Origin of the sequence: Sorangium sp. So ce296, assembly GCF_051529605.1 — a bacterium.
In the GTDB taxonomy this organism is placed as follows: domain Bacteria; phylum Myxococcota_A; class Polyangia; order Polyangiales; family Polyangiaceae; genus Sorangium; species Sorangium cellulosum_D.
Genome location: NZ_CP150325.1, coordinates 2,775,293 through 2,794,550, shown reverse-complemented (window position 1 = coordinate 2,794,550; position 19,258 = coordinate 2,775,293). Strand labels below are relative to the sequence as shown.

The following is a 19,258-nucleotide window of genomic DNA, read 5'->3' as shown; positions in this document are numbered from 1 at the left end:
GGCGGCCTGCGCTCGACAGGCCGCCCGCTCACTCGCCGCCGCCCTGCGCGATCATGCCGTCCGAGGCCCAGACGGGCGCCCTCTTGCCCGGCGCGGCGAGGACGTCGGGGGCAGCCTCGCCTCGGATCAGCGAGCGCAGCGCCTCCAGGAAGGAGCCGTTGAGCCGCTCGATCGTCCCGCGGCGGTGCACGTTCTCGCTGTAGTTCCAGAGCGCGGTCAGGCGGCCGCTGAAGATCCCCACCTGACATTGCAGGAGGAAGTCCCGCATGTTCTCCGGATCCTCCATGGCCGGAGGTATCTGAGGCACCGCCTTGACCAGCGCCGTATCCGATACGGGCAGCTCGAACTGTCCCACGTAGTTGAAGATCATCTCGCGCCTCGGCAAGGACTTGAGCGCTGCCACGATCTCCTCATCCTGGCTGAGCCAGCGCAGGGCTGCGTAGGTGCTCCCGTGGCGGAGGAGCCGATCGAACTGACCCTTGACGCTCTGGAGCGCCTCGAGCGGGGTCCGCGGGCCCCGCAGCTGGAGCAGGAGGGGGATGCCGTGCGCGAAGAGGCCCACCGTGCGGGCCAGGTCCATGTCGTCGGACGGGGCCTCCCGGCCGTGCACGATCACGTCGAGCAGCAGGGAGTCGAGGCCGGCCGAGCGCGCGAACGCCTGCCCGAGCGCCGAGAGCAGCGCGACCATGATCTGGGCGCGGTGGGTCCTCGGGAGATCCTGCAGCAGCGCGCTGGTCTCTTCGGCGGAGAGCGACGACGACAAGATCCGCGTGGACGCGATCGTATTGGCCTCTCTCCCGCTCGGGTGATCGATCGGAAGAGGCGTCACCGCGCCCCAGGGGAGGGAGCGCCAGTACTCCAGGTCGCGCTTTCTCTCCGGCGATCGAGCGTGGTCGACGAGCCGCTCTGCCCATTGCTTGTACGACGTGGTCTTGGGGGGCAAGAGCACGGGCTGACCCTGCTTCAGCTGGTGGTACGCCATCTCGATATCGGCGAGCACGATCTGGAGAGACACGACGTCGCTCACCAGGTGATGAAGGATGATGAGCAGCCTATCGCGCTGATCGCCGCCCAGGCCGAAGTAAACGACCTGCACGAGCGGCCCGGCGAAGAGGTCGAGCTTCGTCTGGAGCTCGACCACCGCCGCGTCCATCGCGCTGGCCTGCTCCGCGGGGGGCAGCGCCGAGAGGTCGACGTGGGTGAGCGGCACCGTGTCCTCCGGAGGCGCGATCCGCTGCCGCCACCCGCGCTCGTCGCGCGCGAACCGCGTACGGAGCGCGTCGTGGTGCAGGAGCACGGCCCGGAGCGCCTGCGAGAGGCGCTCTGGCTCGAGCGGCCGGATCAGCTCCCAGAGCGTCGCGAGGTTCCAGTGATGAGGGTTCGGGAGCTCGCGCGACAGGAGCCAGTGCTGGTTCGGCCCCAGCGGGACCTCGCCGGTGACGAGCGCGCGCGCGGCGTCGACCGGTGCGGCGCCGCCGGCGGCCGCGCCGTCGGCGATCATCGCGCGGATCTGGCGGGCGAGCTCTCCGACGGTCACGCCCTTCAACAGATCGACGACGGGGACGGTGGCCCGGAGGTCGGTCCCGATCCGGTTCTTCAGCTCGAGCGCGAGCAGGGAGTCGAGCCCGAGGTCGTTGAGCAGCGAGCGCCGGTCGATCCGTGAGGCCGAGAGCCGCAGCACGCGCGCGACGAGGCCCTGGAGGTAGTCGACGAGGCGCTCTTCCTGCTCGGCGGGCTCCGCGGGCTCGAGGATGGCCTGGAGCGGGTGCTTCGGCGGCGCGCTGGCGGCGCGCGCGGCCTCGCCGCCGGTCGCGGCGCCGTCGAGCAGGCGCGCGATGAACGGCACGGCGCTGCCGGAAGAGAAGTTGTTCCGCGCGAACGTCTGGGGATCGGAGACCCACAGGACCGTCGCCTGGTCGATGTCCTGCTGCAGGACGTGCCCGAGCGCCTCCAGGCCGCGGCGCGGCGAGAAGGGGGGCATCCCGCGGTTGTTGAAGTAGTCACCGAGCGTCGTGGCCATGCCAGCTTCGGCCCACGCTCCCCAGTTGATGCTGCTGGCCGGGAGGCCGCGGCCGCGCCGGTACTGCGCGAGGCCGTCGAGGAAGGCGTTGGCCGCGCCGTAGTCTGCCTGCCCCGCGGTGAAGGCGAGCGCGGCGATCGACGAGAAGAGCACGAAGAAATCCAGCGGCTCCCGCTCGAGATGCCGGTGCAGCAGCCAGGCGCCCTGCACCTTCGGTCGCGCGGTCTCGAGGTACTCCTCCATGGTCATCGCGGCCATCAGGTGCGGTCTGCTCACGCCGGCGGCGTGGATCACGCCTCGGATCGGGGGATACCCCTCGTCCCGGTGCTGACCGAGGAACGCGGTGAGCTGCGCCTCGTCGGCGATGTCGAGGGCGGCCACGTGCACGCTCGCGCCCAGCGCCTCGAGCTCGCGGACGGCAGCGACGCGCTGCCCGAGCGGCGTATCGGCGGCGGCCGCGAGCCACGCCGCGCGCGGCGGGAGCGCGCTGCGACCGAGCAGGACCAGCCGGCGCGCGCCGTGCTGCACCATCCAGCGCGCGACCAGGAGCCCCAGCCCGCCGAGCCCGCCCGTGATGAGGTAGCTGGCGTCGGCCCGGAACGAGAGCGCCGGCGCGGCCTGCGCGAGGTCGGGGCGCGCGACGAGCCGAGGCACATGACGCCGCCCGCGCCGGTAAGCCACCTGGTCCGTCACCCTGCCCGCGATCAGGTCGTCGGCGAGCAGCGCGACCTCGTCGAGCGGGCTGCTCGGGTCGAGGTCGATCAGGCCGCCGTAGCGATCGGAGTGCTCTTGATAGCCGACCATGCGCATCATGCCCCAGAGCGCGGACTCGGCGACCGCGGTCGGGGGGAGGTCGGGCGTGACCGGCTGGACGCCGCGCGTCGCCGCCCAGATGCGCGGCAGCTCGCTGTGGCCGCTGCGATCGAGGGCCTGGACGAGGTGCAACAAGGCGATCGGGCCGAGCGCCTGCGCGCGGTCGAGATCCCCGAGCGTGAGGCCCTCGGCGGGGATCGTGTCCAGGCTGAAGAGGTGGAGGATGCCGCGCCACGGCTGCCGCGCGCGCGCGAACACCGCGGCGACCAGCTGCTGCATGTCGTCGAGGGACGCCGGGTTCACCGCGAAGCGGCGCTGCGCCTCGTCCGCCTCGTAGCGCGCTCCGGCGAACACCAGGACGCACCGATCGCCCCGGGCTTCCAGCTGCGCCGCGAGCGCCTGCCCGAACCCTTGCCGATCGGCCAGCACCAGCCAGCTGCCACGCCCGCGCGGCGCCTCCGGGGCCGCGTCGGGCTGAGGCTGCCATTCTATCTTGTAGAACAGGCTGCTCGTATCGACGGCATCGTCGGACCGCGCGTGCTCCAGCGAGCGGGCGACGGCGCCCCGCAGCTCCAGCACCACGTTGCCGGCGTCGTCGCAGGCGATCAGATCGCCGCGCAGGACGCGCTCGTCGAACTCCACGACCTGGGAGCGCACCCAGAGCTGCTCGGGCACCCGGCCGCGGAGCTGCAGCGACGCGATGTGGGTGGGCAGGTAGACCCCTCGGCTGCGATCGCCGGCGTCGTCCGCCGGCATGGTCGTCGCCAGCAGCACCTGGAAGCAGGCGTCCAGCAGCGCCGGGTGCAGCGCATACCCGCCCTGCGCGGCGCGCGCCTCCCCGTCAAGGGCGACGCGCGCCACGGCCGAAGCCGCGCCGCGCCAGAGCTGAGCGATCCCGCGGAACTCGGGGCCGTAGTGGAGCCCGAGGCTCCTCAGGTAGCGATAGCAGTCCTGCGTCGACGTCTCGCGCGGGTGCTCGGCGCGCCACTCGGCCAGCGGGAGCCTCCGTGCGCGGCGGTCCTCTGGCAGGAGGCGGAAGGTCGCGCTCGCGTGCCGCGCCCACTGCTGCGGGTCGGCGCTGGCGCGGCTCCCGACGCTCGCCGTCCCCTGCGCACCGTCGCAGACCACCTGGAGGCGCGGCTGGGTGTCCGGGTGCACGAACAGCGCTTTGTGAAACTCGATGCCTGTGAGCTCGATCCCGCGGTCCCCCGCTCCGAACAGCGATCTGGCCGCGGCCAGCATCATCTCGATGTACCCAGCGCCCGGGTACACCACGGCGCCTTGCACCACGTGGTCCTTGAGGTAGGGCAGGCGATCGACGTCGACGACGCTCTCCCAGGTCGGCTGGAAGCTGGGCAGCCGATCGCCGAGCAACGGGTGGCCCGGCGCCCCCAGCCGGTCGCGCCGCGAGGCGTCCGACTCGACCCAGTGCGGCTCGTGCTGCCACGGGTAGCGCGGCAGCCGCACGACGCGCGCGCCGCGCGGATCGCCCGGGTGCACGCCGCGCCAGTCGACGGGGAACCCCGCGACGTAGAGCGCGCCCAGCGCCTCGAGCAGGGTAGCGCGCTCGCCCGCCTTGCGGCGCAACGAGGTCAGCACGCTGGCCTTCCGACCGTGCAGCGCGGCGCACTCCTGGATCGAGGAGCCCAGCACCGGGTGCGCGCCGAGCTCCAGGAACGTGTCGTAGCCCTCCTGGAGGAGCGCCTCGGCGGCGGGCGCGAACAGCACGGTATCGCGCACGTTGCGCCACCAGTACTCGGCGTCCCACTCGCTCCCTTGCGACCGGGCGCCGGTCACCGTCGAGAAGAGCGGTAGCGCTGCCTGACGCGGTCGGATGTGCTGTAGCGCCTCGATCACCTCATCGCGCAGAGGATCCATGTAGTGGCTGTGGTACGGCACATCCACCTGCAAGAAGCGGACGAACACCTTCCGCTCCTCGAATGGCCGGACGAGCTCCGAGAGCGCGTCGTGGTCGCCGACGAGGGTCACCGCGCTGGGGCCGTTCACGGCGGCGATGGAGATGCGCGCTTCGCGGCCGGCCAGGGCGGCCCGGGCCTCGGCCAGCGGGATCCCCACCGCGACCAGCTTGCCCTGTCCGGTGGTCCGGTGCTGGAGGCGGCTGCGATGATAGATGATCTGGATCGCCTCCTCGAGGTCGAACACGCCGGCGCAGTAGGCCGCCGCCACCTCGCCGGCGCTGTGCCCCACGATGGCGTCCGGCGCGATGCCCCAGGACCGCCACAGCGCGGCCAGGCCGGCCTGGAGGGCGAAGCTCGCCGGCTGGGCGATCTGGGTCTCGGACATGCGCGAGCGCCCCTCGTCCGCCAGCATCTGCTCGAGCAGCGACCATCCGGCGTGCCGGCGCAGGAGCGCGTCGCATTCCCTGACGGTCTCGTAGAACACCGGCTCTCGGGCCAGGAGCTCGCGGCCCATGGCCCACCACTGAGGCCCCATGCCCCCGAACACGAACACGAGGCGCGCCGGGGTGTGCGGCCGACGCCCGATGGCCGCGCCGGGCGCCGCCTCGCCTGCCGCGATCGCGGTCAGCTGCTCGGCGAGCGCCTCGCAGGACTCGGCCCGCAGCGCCAGCCGGTGCTCGTGGTGGGTGCGGCGCGCGCCGGCGGAGCGGCAGAGATCGCGCAAGAAACCGGGCTCGTCCTCGTGCCGGGCGATCAGCGCGCGGTACGCGCGCGCGGTGTCCAGGAGCGCCTGCTCGCTCCGCGCGGACAGGGGGAGGAGCTCGCTCCGGGCCTCCTCCGCCGGGAGCGGCGTGGCCAGCTCGGCCGGCGCCTCCTCGAGCACCACGTGGGCGTTGGTCCCGCCGAAGCCGAAGGAGTTGACGCTGGCCAGCCGCGGGCCAGCCGTGCGGGGCCAGGGCTCGAGCGCGCGAGCGACCTTCAGGCCAAGCGCGTCGAAGTCGATCCCGGGGTTGGACTGCTGGAGGTGGAGGTGCGGCGGAATGGCGCCGTGCTTCAGCGCCAGCGCGGCCTTGATGAGCCCCGCGACGCCCGCGGCGGCCTCGAGGTGACCGATGTTCGTCTTGACCGAGCCGATCCAGCACGGGTCGTCCGGCGTCCGGCCGCTCCCCAGCACGGCGCCGAGCGCATTCGCCTCGATCGGGTCGCCCACCGGCGTGCCCGTGCCGTGCGCCTCCACGTACTGGATCTGAGCCGGCGATACGCGCGCCCGTTCACACACCTCCCGGATCAGCGCCTGCTGAGCGTGGCCGCTCGGGACCGTGATGCCGTTCGTGCGGCCATCCTGGTTGACGCCGCTGCCGCGAATGACGGCGTAGACCGGATCTCCGTCGGCGAGCGCCCGGCGCAGCGGCTTGAGCACCACGATCCCGGCGCCCTCGCCGCGCACATAGCCGTTCGCGCGCGCGTCGAACGCCTTGCTGCGCCCGTCGGGCGAGAGCATCCCCGCCTTCGACTCGGCGATCGTGTATTCCGGCCGGAACATCGCGTTGACGCCGCCGGCGAGCGCCAAAGCGCTCTCGTCGTTCCAGATGCTCCGGCACGCCAGGTGCACCGCGACCAGGGACGAGGAGCAGGCGGTGTCCAGCGCCACGCTCGGCCCGCGGAGATCGTACATGTAGGAGAGGCGATTCGCCAGCATCGTCATCGCGCTGCCGGTCGCGGCGTGCGGGCCGATGAGATCGCGATTGTTCGCGTCCAGCTGGAAGATCTTGATATCTTCCGTGAAGCCGCCGATGAACACGGCCGTATCGCTCCCGGCCAGCTGCTCGGGGACGATCCCTGCGTCCTCGAGCGCTTCCCAGCTGACCTCCATGAGCCAGCGCTGCATCGGGTCGAGCGACGCGGCTTCGCGCGGAGACATCCCGAAGAAGAGGGCGTCGAAGAGCTCGATGCGCTGCTGTACGAACCCGCCCCAGCGAGACACCGTCTTGCCGGGCTTACCTGGGCTCTGGTCGTAGAAGCGCTCGATGCTCCATCGATCGGGCGGCACTTCGCCGATGGCATCCACGCCGTCGCTCAGCAGTTTCCAGAAGCTGTCGGCGTCGTGCGCCCCGCCGGGGAATCGGCAACCGATGCCGACGATCGCGATCGGCTCCACGCGAGCGTCAATGCCATCGGAGCCGCGTGAGGACGTGGATGAAGCGGTGTTGCTGGGCATTTCTGATCCTTGTCTCGTCGGCCGCTGACCACGGCGCGAGGTACGCTCGAAGGCTGCGGATGCACGGAGGAGCGCTCGTGCGCTCGTCTCATGAGGCTTCGCGAACACGGATGCCGTACCGGGGGATCTCCTCCCTCGATCGCGGCGACCTGCGTCGCTGGCTGGCCGAGATGCAGGTGGTGCGCCGGCGCGCGTCGGGCGCGACGAGCCTCAAGAGCTCAGGGGCCGCGTGAACAGGAGATGACGCGGCCGAGCCGGCGCCGTCGGACCTGTCGAGGCGCGAAGATGGCGCCGCGCGTATGAGATAAACGTCGCCCTCCGTCCGTGTCGTTAACCACGTTGTCAGCTGCGGTGCAACTGATTCTGTATCGATCTTGACAGTTCTTAACGGGTTCGCTTTATCATTCTTAACATGGCACGAGTCGTCTCGCGCTGCGGGGGCGGCAACTCGGGTGCTCCGCCTGCCAGCGCGACGGCCGCGATGACGCCTCGTTGCGGACGTGGGCCGCGGTGAGGACGAGCCGCCTGCGCGGGGGCCGAGCTCGCGCGGCGCCGGCGCGCGTGTTCGGCCGAGCGCTCGTCGAACACCGCGCAGCGCATCGGTCTGCTCTGCTAGCCTGGGCTGGTGAGACCCCGCCGTGACCGGCACCGCATCTCTCTAGCCCTCGCCCTCGCGACCGGAGTCGCGCTCCTCGCCCCGGCCGCGGCGCAGGCGGCGGACCCGGCGCCCGCCCTCGCGATCGACCTCGGGGAGGCGCAGCTCGACCTCGTGCTGGTGAAGGAGGGCCGCTTCCGCCAGGGCTCGCCGCCGGCGGAGGCGGGCCGCGGCGACGACGAGGCGCCCCGGGAGGTGACCCTGAGCCGCGGCTTCTACCTGGGCAAAGTCCCGGTCACGGTCGGGCAGTTCAAGCGCTTCGTCGAGCAGACCGGCTACCGCACCGAGGCCGAGGTCGGCGCCTCCGGCGGGTTCGGCTTCGACGGCAAGGGCCTGTCGCAGCGCAAGGAGTTCACCTGGAGGGCTCCCGGCTTCCCGCAGACCGACCAGCACCCGGTGACGCTGGTGACGTTCAAGGACGCGGGCGAGTTCGCCCGGTGGCTCACGCAGAGGACCGGCCGCGCCTTCGATCTGCCGACCGAGGCGCAGTGGGAGTACGCCCACCGCGCGGGGACCCAGACGCGGTTCTACGCGGGGAACGACGACGCGGCCGCCGCCGCCATCGGGTGGTTCAAGGGCAACGCCGGGACCGGCACCCGGCCCGTCGGGCAGAAGCAGCCGAACGCCTTTGGCCTGCACGACATGAGCGGCAATGTCTACGAGTGGTGTCGCGACTTGTACGGTCCCTACGCGCCCGGCCCCGCGGTCGACCCCGAGCAGACCTCGGCGCCGGGCGGCGACAAGCCGCGGCGCGTGCTGCGCGGCGGCTCGTGGCTCAAGGACGCGAAGCACCTGCGCGCCGCGGCGCGGTACCGCAACGACCCCGGCAGCCGCAACGCGGACAACGGCTTCCGCGTGGTCGCCGCGCTGGAGGCGAGCGCCCCCGCGGCCGCCGCGCCTTCGCCGGCCGCGCCGGCGGGGTCGGCGCGCGCGCCGCGCTCGAGCTCGGGGTCGGCCGCGGCGACGGTGGCGTTCGTCGGCGGCGGCCTCGTCCTGGCGAGCGCCGTCATCGGCCTCGTCGGCGTGCTCGTGCACCGCGCGACCCGCCGCAAGCCCATGCCCGGGGCGCCGCCCGGCGTGACGTTCCGGCCGCAGGGCGACGGCTTCTGGCTGCACGCGCCCCCGCACCTGCACGGGTCGGTGCTCCACTACCGCTGCCTCGTGAAGGGCGCGATGCGGCGCACGTCGGTCCCGATCGAGGCGAGCCCGCGCGGGCAGTTCGTCTACACGGGCGGCGTCCCGTCGGCGGTGGAGGCGGAGCAGCTCGGCGCGGCCGCGTGGGCCGCGGCGCCCTCCGCCGCGCCGCGCGCCGCCGGGGGCGGCCATCGCTCGCGGGAGCGCATCTCCAGCGCGCCGGACGTCGCCGTCGTCGCGCCCTTCCGCGGCTACCCCTCGGCCTACTGAGCCGCGCCGCTCGCGCCCGCATGCGCCCGCCGATCTGCGCCGTCTTCGCCGAAGCGCCCGAGCACCGCGCCCGCGCCGGCCGCACGCTGCGCGCGCTCCGGCTCGCCGGGCTCGCGCCGCTCGACCTCACGCCCGCGCCGCTCGCGGCCGCGGCGGACGCGATCGGCGCGGGGCCGGTGTGGCTCGTGCGCGGGGGCGCCTGGCCCGCGCCGTCCGCGGCGCTCGATCCGGACCCGTTCCCGCCGCCGAGCGACACCGGGCTGCCGGTCTGCGCGCTCGGCGCCGTGCTCGCGCCGCTCGACCTCGCCGCGGCGCCGGCCGCGGCCTCGACGCCGCCCGCGCGCTCGGCGCCCTCCCGCGCGGCGCCCTCCGCGGCCGCGTCGCCGGCGTCCGACGCCGCGGCGTGGGCCGAGCTGCTGCGGGCGACGGGCGGCGAGCTGAGCCGGGCCGCGCGCCGCGCGCCGGGGCGCCGCGCGCCGGGGTTGCCCCGCGCCGCGAGCGTGTACCTCGACGCGCCGCTCGCCGCGGGCGTCGCGGCGCGCCTCCGCGCGGGCGATCCGCTCGACGCCGCGCTCCAGGGCGAGCTCGGGGCGCGGCGGGCGCGCGTGGTGCGGCACGCGCCGCTCGACGTGTGCGACGACGCGGCGCTGCGGGTCGCGCAGGTCGTGACCAGCCTTCAGCAGGGCGGCGCCGAGCGGATCGCGATCGACCTCGCGACCGCGCTGCCGCGCCGCGGCGTGCGCTCGCGCGTCTGCGCAGTGTACCGGCCGACCCGCCCGCCGTTCGGCGCGCCGCCGGGGACGCTCGACCTGTCCGGGGCGCCCGGCGACCGCGAGGCCCGCTTCGACGCGCTCGCCCGCGGGCTCGCCGCGTGGGGCGCGGATCTCGCGCACGCGCACCTGTTCGACGCCGAGGACCTCGGTCGGCTCTCCGCGCGCGGGTACCGGCCGCTCGTGACGGTGCACAACGTGGCCGCGGGCTGGCCGGCGGGGCTCGATCGCCTCGGCCCGGACGGCGCGGCGCTGCTCGTGGCGTGCGCGCGCGCGGTCGAGGCGGAGCTCGCCGCGCGCGGGCTGCCGGTCCCGCGGCGCACGGTGTGGAACGGGATCGACGTGGGGCCGGCGGAGCCCGGCGGCGCCCGATCGGCGGCGGCCGCGGCGTGGCGGCGGCGCCTCGAGATCGCGCCGGGCGATCTCGTCCTGCTCGCCGTGGCGAACCCGCGGCCGCAGAAGCGGCTGCACCTCCTGCCCGCGATCCTCGCGGCGACGCGGTCCGCGCTCGCCGCGGCCGGCGATCCGCGGCCGGCGCGGCTCGTGATCGCCGGGAGCGCCTCGCCCGGCAGCGAGCCGGCGCTCGCCGCGGAGGCGGAGATCCGGCGCGAGGTCGACCGGCTCGGCCTGCGCGCCGAGGTGCGCTTCGCCGGCGCGGTCGCCGACGTGGCCGGCCTGCTCGCGGCGGCGGACGTGCTCGTGTCGCCGAGCGCCCACGAGGGGCTGAGCCTCGCGCACCTCGAGGCGCTCGCCGCGGGCCTCCCGGTCGTCGCGACCGGCGCCGGCGGCACGGCGGAGATCGCGGCCGAGACGCCGGCGCTCGTCCACCTGCCGCTCGACGCCGCGCCGGATCGGTTCGCCGAGGCGATCGCGGCGGCGGCGGGCGGCACGGCGGCGGCGGGCGGCGCGGCGGCGGCGGGCGGCGCGGCGGCGGGCGGCCGGGAGGTCGTGGCGCGGCACTTCAGCGTCGCGCGCATGGCCGAGGGGTACGCGCGGCTCTACCCGCGGGCGATCGCCCGGAACCGCGGCCCGCGCCGGGGGGACGGGCTGCTGCTCGTGACGAACAACTTCTCGACCGGCGGCGCCCAGTCGAGCGCGCGGCGGCTGCTGCTCGGCCTCGCCGCGGCGGGCGTGCGCGGCCGGGCGGCCGTGATCGAGGAGCAGCCGGAGTACCCGACGCCGGGCCGGCGGGCGCTCGTCGCCGCGGGCATCCCGGTGATGGCGGTGCCGCCGCCGGCCGACATCGAGCCGGCCGAGGCGGTGGAGCGCCTGCTCCGCGCGATCGAGGAGGACCCGCCCGAGGCCGTGCTGATGTGGAACGTGATCGCGGAGCACAAGGTGCTCCTCGCCGACGGGCTGCTCGACGTGCCGCTCTTCGACGTGAGCCCGGGCGAGATGTACTTCGCCTCGCTGCGCCGCTATTTCGCGTCGCCGCGCCGCGGGCTGCCGTACCGCGCGCCGCGCGACTACGGCGCCCGCCTCGCCGGGGTGATCGTCAAGTACGGGGCCGAGGCGGCGCTGGCCGCCGAGGTGCTCGGGGCGCCGGCGCACGTGGTGCCGAACGGCGTCGCGCTCGGCCCGCGCCCGCCTGCGCTGCGGCGCGCCCCCGGCGGCGAGCGCGCGGCTCGCGACGGGCGCGCGCGGCTCGCGATCGGGACGGCGGCGCGCGTGCACCCGCACAAGAAGCTCGACGAGCTCCTCGCCGCGCTGCGGATCGCGGCGCCGCGGCTGCCGCCGCACGTGCTGCGCATCGCGGGCGGCGTCGAGCGCGGCGCCGAGGCGCACGCCGAAGCGCTGCGGCGGATGGCGGCGGGGCTGTCGGTCGAGTGGGTCGGCGAGCTCGCCGACACGCGCGCTTTCCTGAGCGATCTCGATATGTTCGCGCTGATCGCCGAGCCCGCGGGGTGCCCGAACGCGTCGCTGGAGGCGATGGCCGAGGGGCTGCCGGTGGTGGCGACGGCGGTCGGCGGCATGGCCGAGCAGGTCGTCGACGGCGTGACGGGCCGGCTGGTGCCGCCGGGCGACGCCGGGGCGCTCGCGGGGGCGCTCGTGGAGCTGGCCGAGGATCCGGCGCGGCGGGCGCGCATGGGGGCGGCGGGGTGGAAGCGCGCGCGGGAGCGGTTCTCGCTGGAGCGGATGGTCGCCGACTACGCGCGCGTGTGCCTGGCCGGGCGGGAGGGGCGGGGAGGCGAGGGGAGGGGGGTGGGAGGCGCGTGAGAGCGGCCGCGGCCGGACGTCTGGCGGTGCGTGGCCAGACGTCTGGCTGGGGGATTCAAGCTGCCCGGCGCGCCCTCAGTGGGTCGTCGAGCCGCCGAGCGTGGGGACCTGCTCCGCGCCGTCCAGGAGAACCTCATCGGCGCTGGCCGCGATCGAAGCGGCGCTGGCCGCCTCCGAGGAGCACGCCGCCGAGCACGATTTGTCCTCGATGAAGGACGTGAGGACCTGCGCGCGGTGGGGGAGGAACGTCCACTGGAGCGGCGCCGAGATCTCGCCCGCCTCGTTGACATGGACGAACGTGCCCGGCGCGGTGGTCGGGAAATGCGCCGGCCACACGTGCACGCCGCCGACGTTCTCGTCGTCGCGGCTGCTCAGCTCGTGGCAGCCGGCGCACGACTGGGTGGTGGCGCGATCGGCGGCGTTGTCCGCCGTGACCATGCCAGGCGGGAGGCCGCGGCTCACGAGGATCGGCCCGAGCGCCGTGGTGATGTCCGCGGCAAACGCGGTGTTCCCCTGCATGCGCGCCCGATAGTTGTTGTTGTTGGGGTCGAAATCACCGGGGTCCATGATGCTCTCGCCCGAGTTGAAGAGCTCCTGGTTGGGCAGCGTGCGGAGCGAGATTTTGTTCTCGTCGCTGCCGAGCGGCACGAGCCCGTCGAGGGCGTCGGGGAAGCTGCTCTGGAACGCGGCCCCGCGGGGGTCGCTCGCGAAGCTGGCGTTGAACAGGCCGGGGAACGGGTTCTCCTTCACAGTGACCGGCTTGACGAAGAGCCTGGGCGAGCTGTCGTTGTCCAGCTCGAGCTTGAACTCGCGGAGCACCCAGGGCTGGAATCCTCCGCTCGACGCCATGAACTGGTTCGTCCGGATCTGGCCGGTCCCGGCCATGAAATGGGCCGCCTGGATGACCGGCGCGAAGTCGGGCAGCTCGGGCCGGCCGTAGAAATAGAACCCCTCGAGCGCGGCCTGGCGCTGGGCCGCGGTCATGTTCGGGTCCGAGAGGTTCGCCCAGAACTCGGCGACCGGGAGGCAGGCGGCGACGCCGCACTCGGGGTGCGGGTTCGGGAGCTGGGCCTCGAAGATGATGAAGTTGCGGTCAGTGATGCTGGACGACTTCTTGGCGTAGATGATCCGGTACTCGCCGCAATGCGAGCCGCCCTCCTTCGGTGTGAGGTCGAACCGGTTCACGAGCGCGACCGGCTCCATGAAATTCGGCCCGTCGGGATTGAACGGGCTGTTCAGGGTGGGGTTCGCATCGTCGGTGCGGGCGAGCACGCCCTCGTTCCTGGGGCACGTGTACGGGTACCCGTTGAGCGTTGGATTGCCGTTGCTGTCGGTCTCGTCGTCGCAGTGGATGGCGTCGGCGTCGTGGAAGGCGGCATTGGAGGCAGCGTTCTGCGTGTCCCACCAGCGCTTGTAGAACACCTCGGGATCCTGGCTGGAGCCGACGCTGGTGAGGAGCCGCTGGAGGACGAAGCCGAGCGGGAACTCGGTAAGGATGCCCGGGTCGGTCTCCTTCGTGACGATGAGGGACTTTCGGAAGTCGATGAGCGGCACGGACGCGGGGCACGTCAGCGCCTCCGCGCCCTCCGCCGTGAGCTCCTGGGCCTCGCCGGCGGCGACGACGTCGTCGTCCACCGGATCGGCGCCGCCGCAGGCGCCTAGCGAGACCGACGCCGCGGCGCCCATGACCGCTGCGATGAGAGGGAACTTGGAGACATAACGAAGATGCATGATCGCTCCTGTGGAGTAAGGCGGACCCGGGTCGCTCCGAAGCGGCTCGCGCTCCTGCGCCTGCTCCGCCTCGCGCCGTACCTGCTCGGCGTGCCTCGTCGGGGAATGCCCCGGCCGCGACGGCCCGGCTGGGAGCGCGCTATCGCAACCGGTATGCCGCCCCGCGGCGTCATGGCCCCTCCGACGGGATCGGGCGGCGCGACGCGCCGAGCGCCGCCGCAGGAGCGGCTGCCGCCTCATCGAGCTCGCCCGCGGGTCCAGCTCGCGCGTGGCAAGCCTTGCCGTCATGGCAAAGATTGCCGTCCATGAAAGACACGGGCATGGCAAGGATTGCCATCGCGCCACGCGCCCGTCCGACGGACACACCAATAGCACCTTTCCGACGCATCGCCGGCACGGGTGCTCCTCGCGCGATCCGGCGCGCGACCGATCGTCGCGAGCTCTCGCGCCGAGATCAGCGGACCGGGAACGGCCAGATCAGCTGTTCCAGCTCGGAGAGCGAGGAGGCCTGGGACTCCCAGCCTTCGATCCTGATCTGGTAGCCGAGGTTGCTGTACCGGTGCAGGAGCGCGAGCGCCATCAGCTTGCGGCTCAGCGCCGGGGTCAGGTCGGCATCGGCGATCCCGGTTCCGCAGGCGACCAGAAAGGCGCGCTGGAGCTCCGCGCTGCCGGCGGCGAGGAAGAGGCACGGGCCCAGGAGGTCGTATTCGGCCGGCCCGAGGCACGCGTCCGCGAAGTCGATCATGCCGGTGACGCGCCACGCCCCGCCCGTCCGGGTCACGAGGAGGTTCTCGGGCGTGTATTCTCCCGTCAGGAGGACGGGAATCACGGACGTCGGCAGGAGAGGCCGGGCCGAGGCCAGGTACGCCGGGATCTGAGCGACCAGGCGCTCGGGCAAGCGCATTCGCCGGTGGCGGCCCTCGCATCCGGCGATCTGGCGCTCCACGAACGCGTCCCAGCCGAGATCGAGGCTCTCCAGCCCGCCGGTGGGCAGCGCGTGGGCGGCCGTCATGATCTCGCCGATGCGGGCGAGCGCCTCGGCGCGCTCCGCCCCGCCGAGCGCGGGCCAGACCTCTTCCAGGGGGCGCCCCGGGAGGCGCGACATCACGAGATACGGCCACCCGTCGAGCTCCCCTTCCCGGAGGATCTCCGGCGTGGCCACGGGGACGTTCCCGTGGACGCGCCCGAGCGCGAGGCGCTCGGCCTCGAACTGGTGCCTCAGGAACGGCGGGAACAGCTTGATGATCTGGCCCGCGTCGTTCGAAACAACGACGTTGGTCCCGCGCTCGAACGCGGCGAGGCCGCTCGCCGCAAGGCCGTGGCGCTCGCACACCGCGCGGATCGCCGGGAGAAAGGCGCCGAGATCGGCGCGGATCCGGTCGAAGCCGGCGGCGTCGTCGAACGGCGGGAACAGGGTCTGGTCGATCGGATCGGCGGTCATAGGCGGAGCGGCGGCCAGGGTAACCCGCGCTGGGCCTGCGGGGGAGAGGAAGGCAGACCTGACGACGCCGCAGCGCTGGCCATCCGAGCGACGTCCTGTATGCTCCCGCGCCGCCCGTGGGAGCCTCGCCGCCGCCATGCCGCTGATCGTCGTCGAGGACCTGCGCAAGGCCTACCGGGTGGCCGAGCGCCGCCCCGGCGCGTGGGGCGCGCTCGCCGGGCTCGTGCGCCCGCGCTACCGCGCCGTCGACGCGCTCGCGGGCGTCTCGTTCGCGATCGAGCGGGGCGAGCTCGTCGGGTACATCGGGCCGAACGGCGCCGGCAAGTCCACCACGGTGAAGATCCTCGCCGGCATCCTCGTGCCGGACTCGGGGCGATGCGAGGTGGACGGACGCGTCCCGTGGCGCGAGCGCGTCGCGCACGTGCGGCGGCTCGGCGTCGTGTTCGGCCAGCGCACCCAGCTCCTCTGGGATCTGCCGGTGATCGACTCGTTCGAGCTCCTCCGGGACATCTACCGCGTCGGCGCGGCCGACCACGCCCGCGCGCGCGACGAGCTCGTCGCGATGCTCGATCTCGCGCCGCTGCTCGACACGCCGGTGCGGCAGCTCAGCCTCGGCCAGCGCATGCGCTGCGATCTCGCGGCCGCCCTGCTCCACGCGCCCGAGCTGCTCTTCCTCGACGAGCCCACGATCGGCCTCGACGCCGTCTCGAAGCTCGCGGTGCGGGGCTTCGTCCAGCGGCTGAACCGCGAGCGCGGCGTCACCGTGATCCTGACGACGCACGACATGGACGACATCGAGGCCCTGTGCTCGCGCGTCGTCCTCATCGCCGGCGGCCGGGTGCTCTCGGACGGCTCGCTCGAGGCGCTCCGCGCGCAGGTCACCGCCGAGCGCTGGCTCATCGTCGACCTGACCGACCCCGCCGCCGAGATCGCCGAGCCCCACGCCGAGGTGATCCGCCGCGAGGGCGACCGCGTGACGCTGCGCTTCGATCCCGCGGCGATCTCGACCGCGGAGCTCGTCGGGCGCGTCACGGCCCGCTACCCCGTGCGCGACCTCCTGGTGCAGAACCCGCCCATCGACGAGATCGTGGCGCGGCTCTACGGCGAGGCAGGCGGCCGGCCGTGAGCGCGCTCCTCGCCTACTGGGCCGTCTTTCGCGCGCGCTTCCGCGCGCTCTTGCAGTACCGCGCCGCGGCCGCGGCCGGGTTCGCCACGCAGCTGTTCTGGGGGCTCATCAAGGTGATGGTGCTCGAGGCGTTCTACGCGAACGCGCCCGGCGCGCGTCCGCCGATGGCCCTCGGGCAGGCCATCACGTACACCTGGCTCGGGCAGGCGTTCTTCCAGCTGATGCCATTCTCGACGAACCCCGACCCCGAGGTGCGCGAGCTGATCCGCACCGGCGCGGTGGGCTACGAGCTTTCGCGCCCGCTCGATCTCCATACCCTCTGGCTCGCCCGCACGCTCGCCGCGCGCGTCGCGCCGACGGTCTTGCGCGCGATCCCGATGTTCGCGGTCGCGGTGCCGCTGCTCGGCATGTCGCTGCCGCCGTCGCTCGCGGCCGCGGGCGCGTGGGCGGCGGCCATGGTCTTCGCGGCGGCGCTCGTCGCCGCGTTCGCGACGGCGGTGACGTCGACGATGCTGTGGACCACGTCCGGCGACGGCATCGCGCGGATCGTGCCCTCGCTCGTCCTCATCGCCTCGGGCATGGTCGTGCCGCTGCCGCTGTTCCCGTCGTGGATGCAGCCCTGGCTCGACGCGCTGCCGTTCCGCGGCATGGTCGACGCCCCGTTCCGGCTCTACCTCGGCCACCTGCCGGCCGGGGCGCTCCCGGGCGTCCTGCTGCACCAGGCGCTGTGGACCGCCGCGTTCGTGGCGCTCGGGCGCGCGATGGTGGCGCGCGGCCTGCGGCGGCTCGTGGTGCAGGGCGGCTGAGGGGGCGAGGAGCAGGCGAGATGTGGCGGGACGCGACGACGCTTTACCTCCGGCTCGCCGCCGCGTCGCTGCGGGCGCAGATGCAGTATCGCGCCTCGTTCGCGATGTGGTCGATAGGCCAGTTCATCATGGTGGGCATCGAGCTGCTCGGCGTGTGGGCGCTGTTCGACCGGTTCGGCGCGGTCCGGGGCTGGCGCTTCGCGGACGTGGCGCTCCTGTTCGGGCTGGTCAACGTCTCCTTCGCGCTCGCCGAGACGTTCGGCCGAGGGTTCGACACCTTCTCGACGGTGGTGCGGTCCGGCGATTTCGACCGGATGCTCCTGCGCCCGCGCTCCACGGCGTTCCAGGTCGCGACGAGCGAGTTCCAGTTCCTGCGCGCCGGTCGGCTCGCCGTCGGCCTCGTGATGCTCCTGTGGGCCGGCGCCGCGCTCGACGTCGGGTGGACGGCGGCCAAGGTCGGGCTGCTCGCCGGCGCGATCGCCGGCGGCGCCTGCGTGTTTTACGGGCTCCTCGTGCTCCAGGCGACGCTGTGCTTCTGGACGGTCGAGTCGCTCGAGATCATGAACACGTTGACCTACGGCGGCACGGAGGCGGCGCAGTACCCATTGACCCTGTACCGCGACTGGTTCCGGCGCTTCTTCACGTTCGTCGTGCCGCTGGCCTTCGTGAGCTACATCCCCGCGGGCGCGCTGCTCGAGCGCCCCACGGTCCCGGCGCTGCCCGAGGCCGCGCGCTGGGCGTCACCGCTCGTCGGCGTGGTGTTCCTGCTCGTGTCGCTGCGCATCTGGCGCTTCGGCGAGCGGCGGTATCAGTCCACCGGATCGTAGCGGGAGGGGTGCCAAGACGCCCGGCCCTCGTGGAGGGAGCTCGTTCCGGTCTCCCACTGGACGCTCCGGCAAGTCGCTCATCTGTGCCTGCGCGGCCGTCTCGGCTCACACGAACTCCGTGCCGGCGTCGACCATCTGGGATGCACGGAGGTAGTTGAGCGGCGCATGATCGGCGATGGAGAAGCGCAGCGGAATGCGATCGAGGATGGGGAGGTCGACCAGCATCTCTTGCTGGGCCCCCGCCAGGACAGCGCGGCCGGCGGTTCCCAGCAGCGTGAGGCCCTGCCTCGTCGCAGCTCGGCCTGGCATCCATTCTCCGCCTTCCGAGGTGTACAGCGCGCCGAAGTGCACGAAACGACCCATGGTTCGCGCCGGCAGGCTCGGTACCACATCATTACGATAGACATGCCTGAACAGCATTGGTCCGAGCTCTCGCTCGAACCTGTCCTTGAAATCCTGGAGACCGATCAACGGCTGCCCATAGGTGTACACGCCGCGCAGCTTGCTTCGGAAGCGGGCGAGCCAAGGAGCCTCGAGGATGAGCGCTGCCGTGATGACGGCGAGCGCGCCGCCGAGGCTGTGACCGGTGAGGTAAAGCGCCTCCAGCACATCCGGGCCGTCCCTCCTGGGCGGCCGGGCCACCCAGCGCGGCGTGTCCGGTGTGGCCCCGGCGCGGCGTCGATCCTCCTCGCTGCGCCGCGGGTGCTCCCGGGCGCAGTCGGCCCACATGGCTTTTTCCCGCGCTGCCGCCTCGCAGATGGACCCGCCTTTGCGGGCGCTGTCGAGCAAGATCCCCAGGGTGGTAGCCATCGCCATGGCGCTGCGGAGGAAGCCGCCGTGGACATGCCCTGCGGAGAGGAAGGGGGCCACGCGGGAGCTGCCGTTTGACAACCAGTTGATGATGTTCAGGGGCCCCGTGCCCCGGAAGCAGAGGATGCACAGCCTCCGGTCCTCGCTCTGGACGAGATACGCCGTCGTCTCGGTGAGGAGCGCAGGGTTGCTCTCCGTGAGCGCCACGGTCTCGTTCCAGGGGATGCCGGCGCGGAGATGCATCACCTTCGCCATGGTGTCCGCATCGGAGTACGACCACGACGACGCCGCGCTGAGGGCAAACGCGAGGTATCGATCGTAGCTCCCCGTCTCCGCCTGGATCATGTCGTCAACCTTGTCGACATGATCGAGCTCGGCCCCCGCGGGGAAGCTCGTCGCCGCAGGCCCATCCTTCTTTGCTCCCGCATCATCCCGGGATCTCTTGGTCACGCGGATCGCATTCAAATTCATGTGTCGACCTCGCTCGGGTCACAGGTCACA

The 19,258-nt window shown here is 73.2% G+C and carries 10 protein-coding genes; 6 read left to right on the top strand and 4 right to left on the bottom strand.

Features of this window, described 5'->3' with window-relative positions; genetic code table 11:
- Positions 1-28: 28 nt before the first annotated feature.
- Entirely contained in the window at positions 29-6,910 is a 6,882-nt protein-coding gene (locus WME98_RS10580) for an SDR family NAD(P)-dependent oxidoreductase (protein ID WP_437951228.1), read from the bottom strand.
- Positions 6,911-7,080: 170 nt separating this feature from the next.
- Between WME98_RS10580 and WME98_RS10575 the strand changes: the two genes are divergently transcribed.
- The 3 genes from WME98_RS10575 (at position 7,081) to WME98_RS10565 (ending at position 12,016) form a co-directional block, all read left to right on the top strand.
- Positions 7,081-7,203: a hypothetical protein gene (locus tag WME98_RS10575; RefSeq protein ID WP_437951227.1), complete on the top strand. Its 123-nt coding sequence runs from the start codon at positions 7,081-7,083 to the stop codon at positions 7,201-7,203.
- Positions 7,204-7,595: 392 nt separating this feature from the next.
- Complete coding sequence (locus WME98_RS10570; RefSeq protein ID WP_437951226.1) at positions 7,596-9,029, top strand: formylglycine-generating enzyme family protein; 1,434 nt, start codon at positions 7,596-7,598, stop codon at positions 9,027-9,029.
- A 20-nt stretch (positions 9,030-9,049) separates the two neighbouring features.
- On the top strand, positions 9,050-12,016 hold the full coding sequence (locus WME98_RS10565; protein WP_437951225.1) for a glycosyltransferase: 2,967 nt from the start codon (positions 9,050-9,052) through the stop codon (positions 12,014-12,016).
- 75 nt (positions 12,017-12,091) lie between these two features.
- Here the strand turns inward: WME98_RS10565 and WME98_RS10560 are convergent, their stop codons facing one another.
- On the bottom strand, positions 12,092-13,747 hold the full coding sequence (locus WME98_RS10560) for a hypothetical protein (protein WP_437951224.1): 1,656 nt from the start codon (positions 13,745-13,747) through the stop codon (positions 12,092-12,094).
- A 454-nt stretch (positions 13,748-14,201) separates the two neighbouring features.
- Positions 14,202-15,188: a phosphotransferase family protein gene (locus WME98_RS10555; protein WP_437951223.1), complete on the bottom strand. Its 987-nt coding sequence runs from the start codon at positions 15,186-15,188 to the stop codon at positions 14,202-14,204.
- Positions 15,189-15,324: 136 nt separating this feature from the next.
- Between WME98_RS10555 and WME98_RS10550 the strand changes: the two genes are divergently transcribed.
- From WME98_RS10550 to WME98_RS10540, 3 genes are read left to right on the top strand one after another with little or no spacing between them, the layout of a single operon-like run.
- Entirely contained in the window at positions 15,325-16,314 is a 990-nt protein-coding gene (locus WME98_RS10550; RefSeq protein WP_437951222.1) for an ABC transporter ATP-binding protein, read from the top strand.
- On the top strand, positions 16,311-17,120 hold the full coding sequence (locus WME98_RS10545; protein WP_437951221.1) for an ABC transporter permease: 810 nt from the start codon (positions 16,311-16,313) through the stop codon (positions 17,118-17,120). The genes WME98_RS10550 and WME98_RS10545 overlap by 4 nt, the downstream gene beginning before the upstream one ends.
- 20 nt (positions 17,121-17,140) lie before the next feature.
- Positions 17,141-17,947 (top strand): ABC transporter permease, encoded by an 807-nt coding sequence (locus WME98_RS10540; protein WP_437951220.1) that lies wholly within the window; start codon positions 17,141-17,143, stop codon positions 17,945-17,947.
- A gap of 105 nt (positions 17,948-18,052) precedes the next feature.
- On the opposite strand, the gene WME98_RS10535 is transcribed toward WME98_RS10540, so the two are convergent.
- Positions 18,053-19,207, bottom strand: coding sequence for a lipase family protein (locus WME98_RS10535; RefSeq protein ID WP_437951219.1), 1,155 nt, complete (start codon positions 19,205-19,207; stop codon positions 18,053-18,055).
- Positions 19,208-19,258 lie beyond the last annotated feature (51 nt).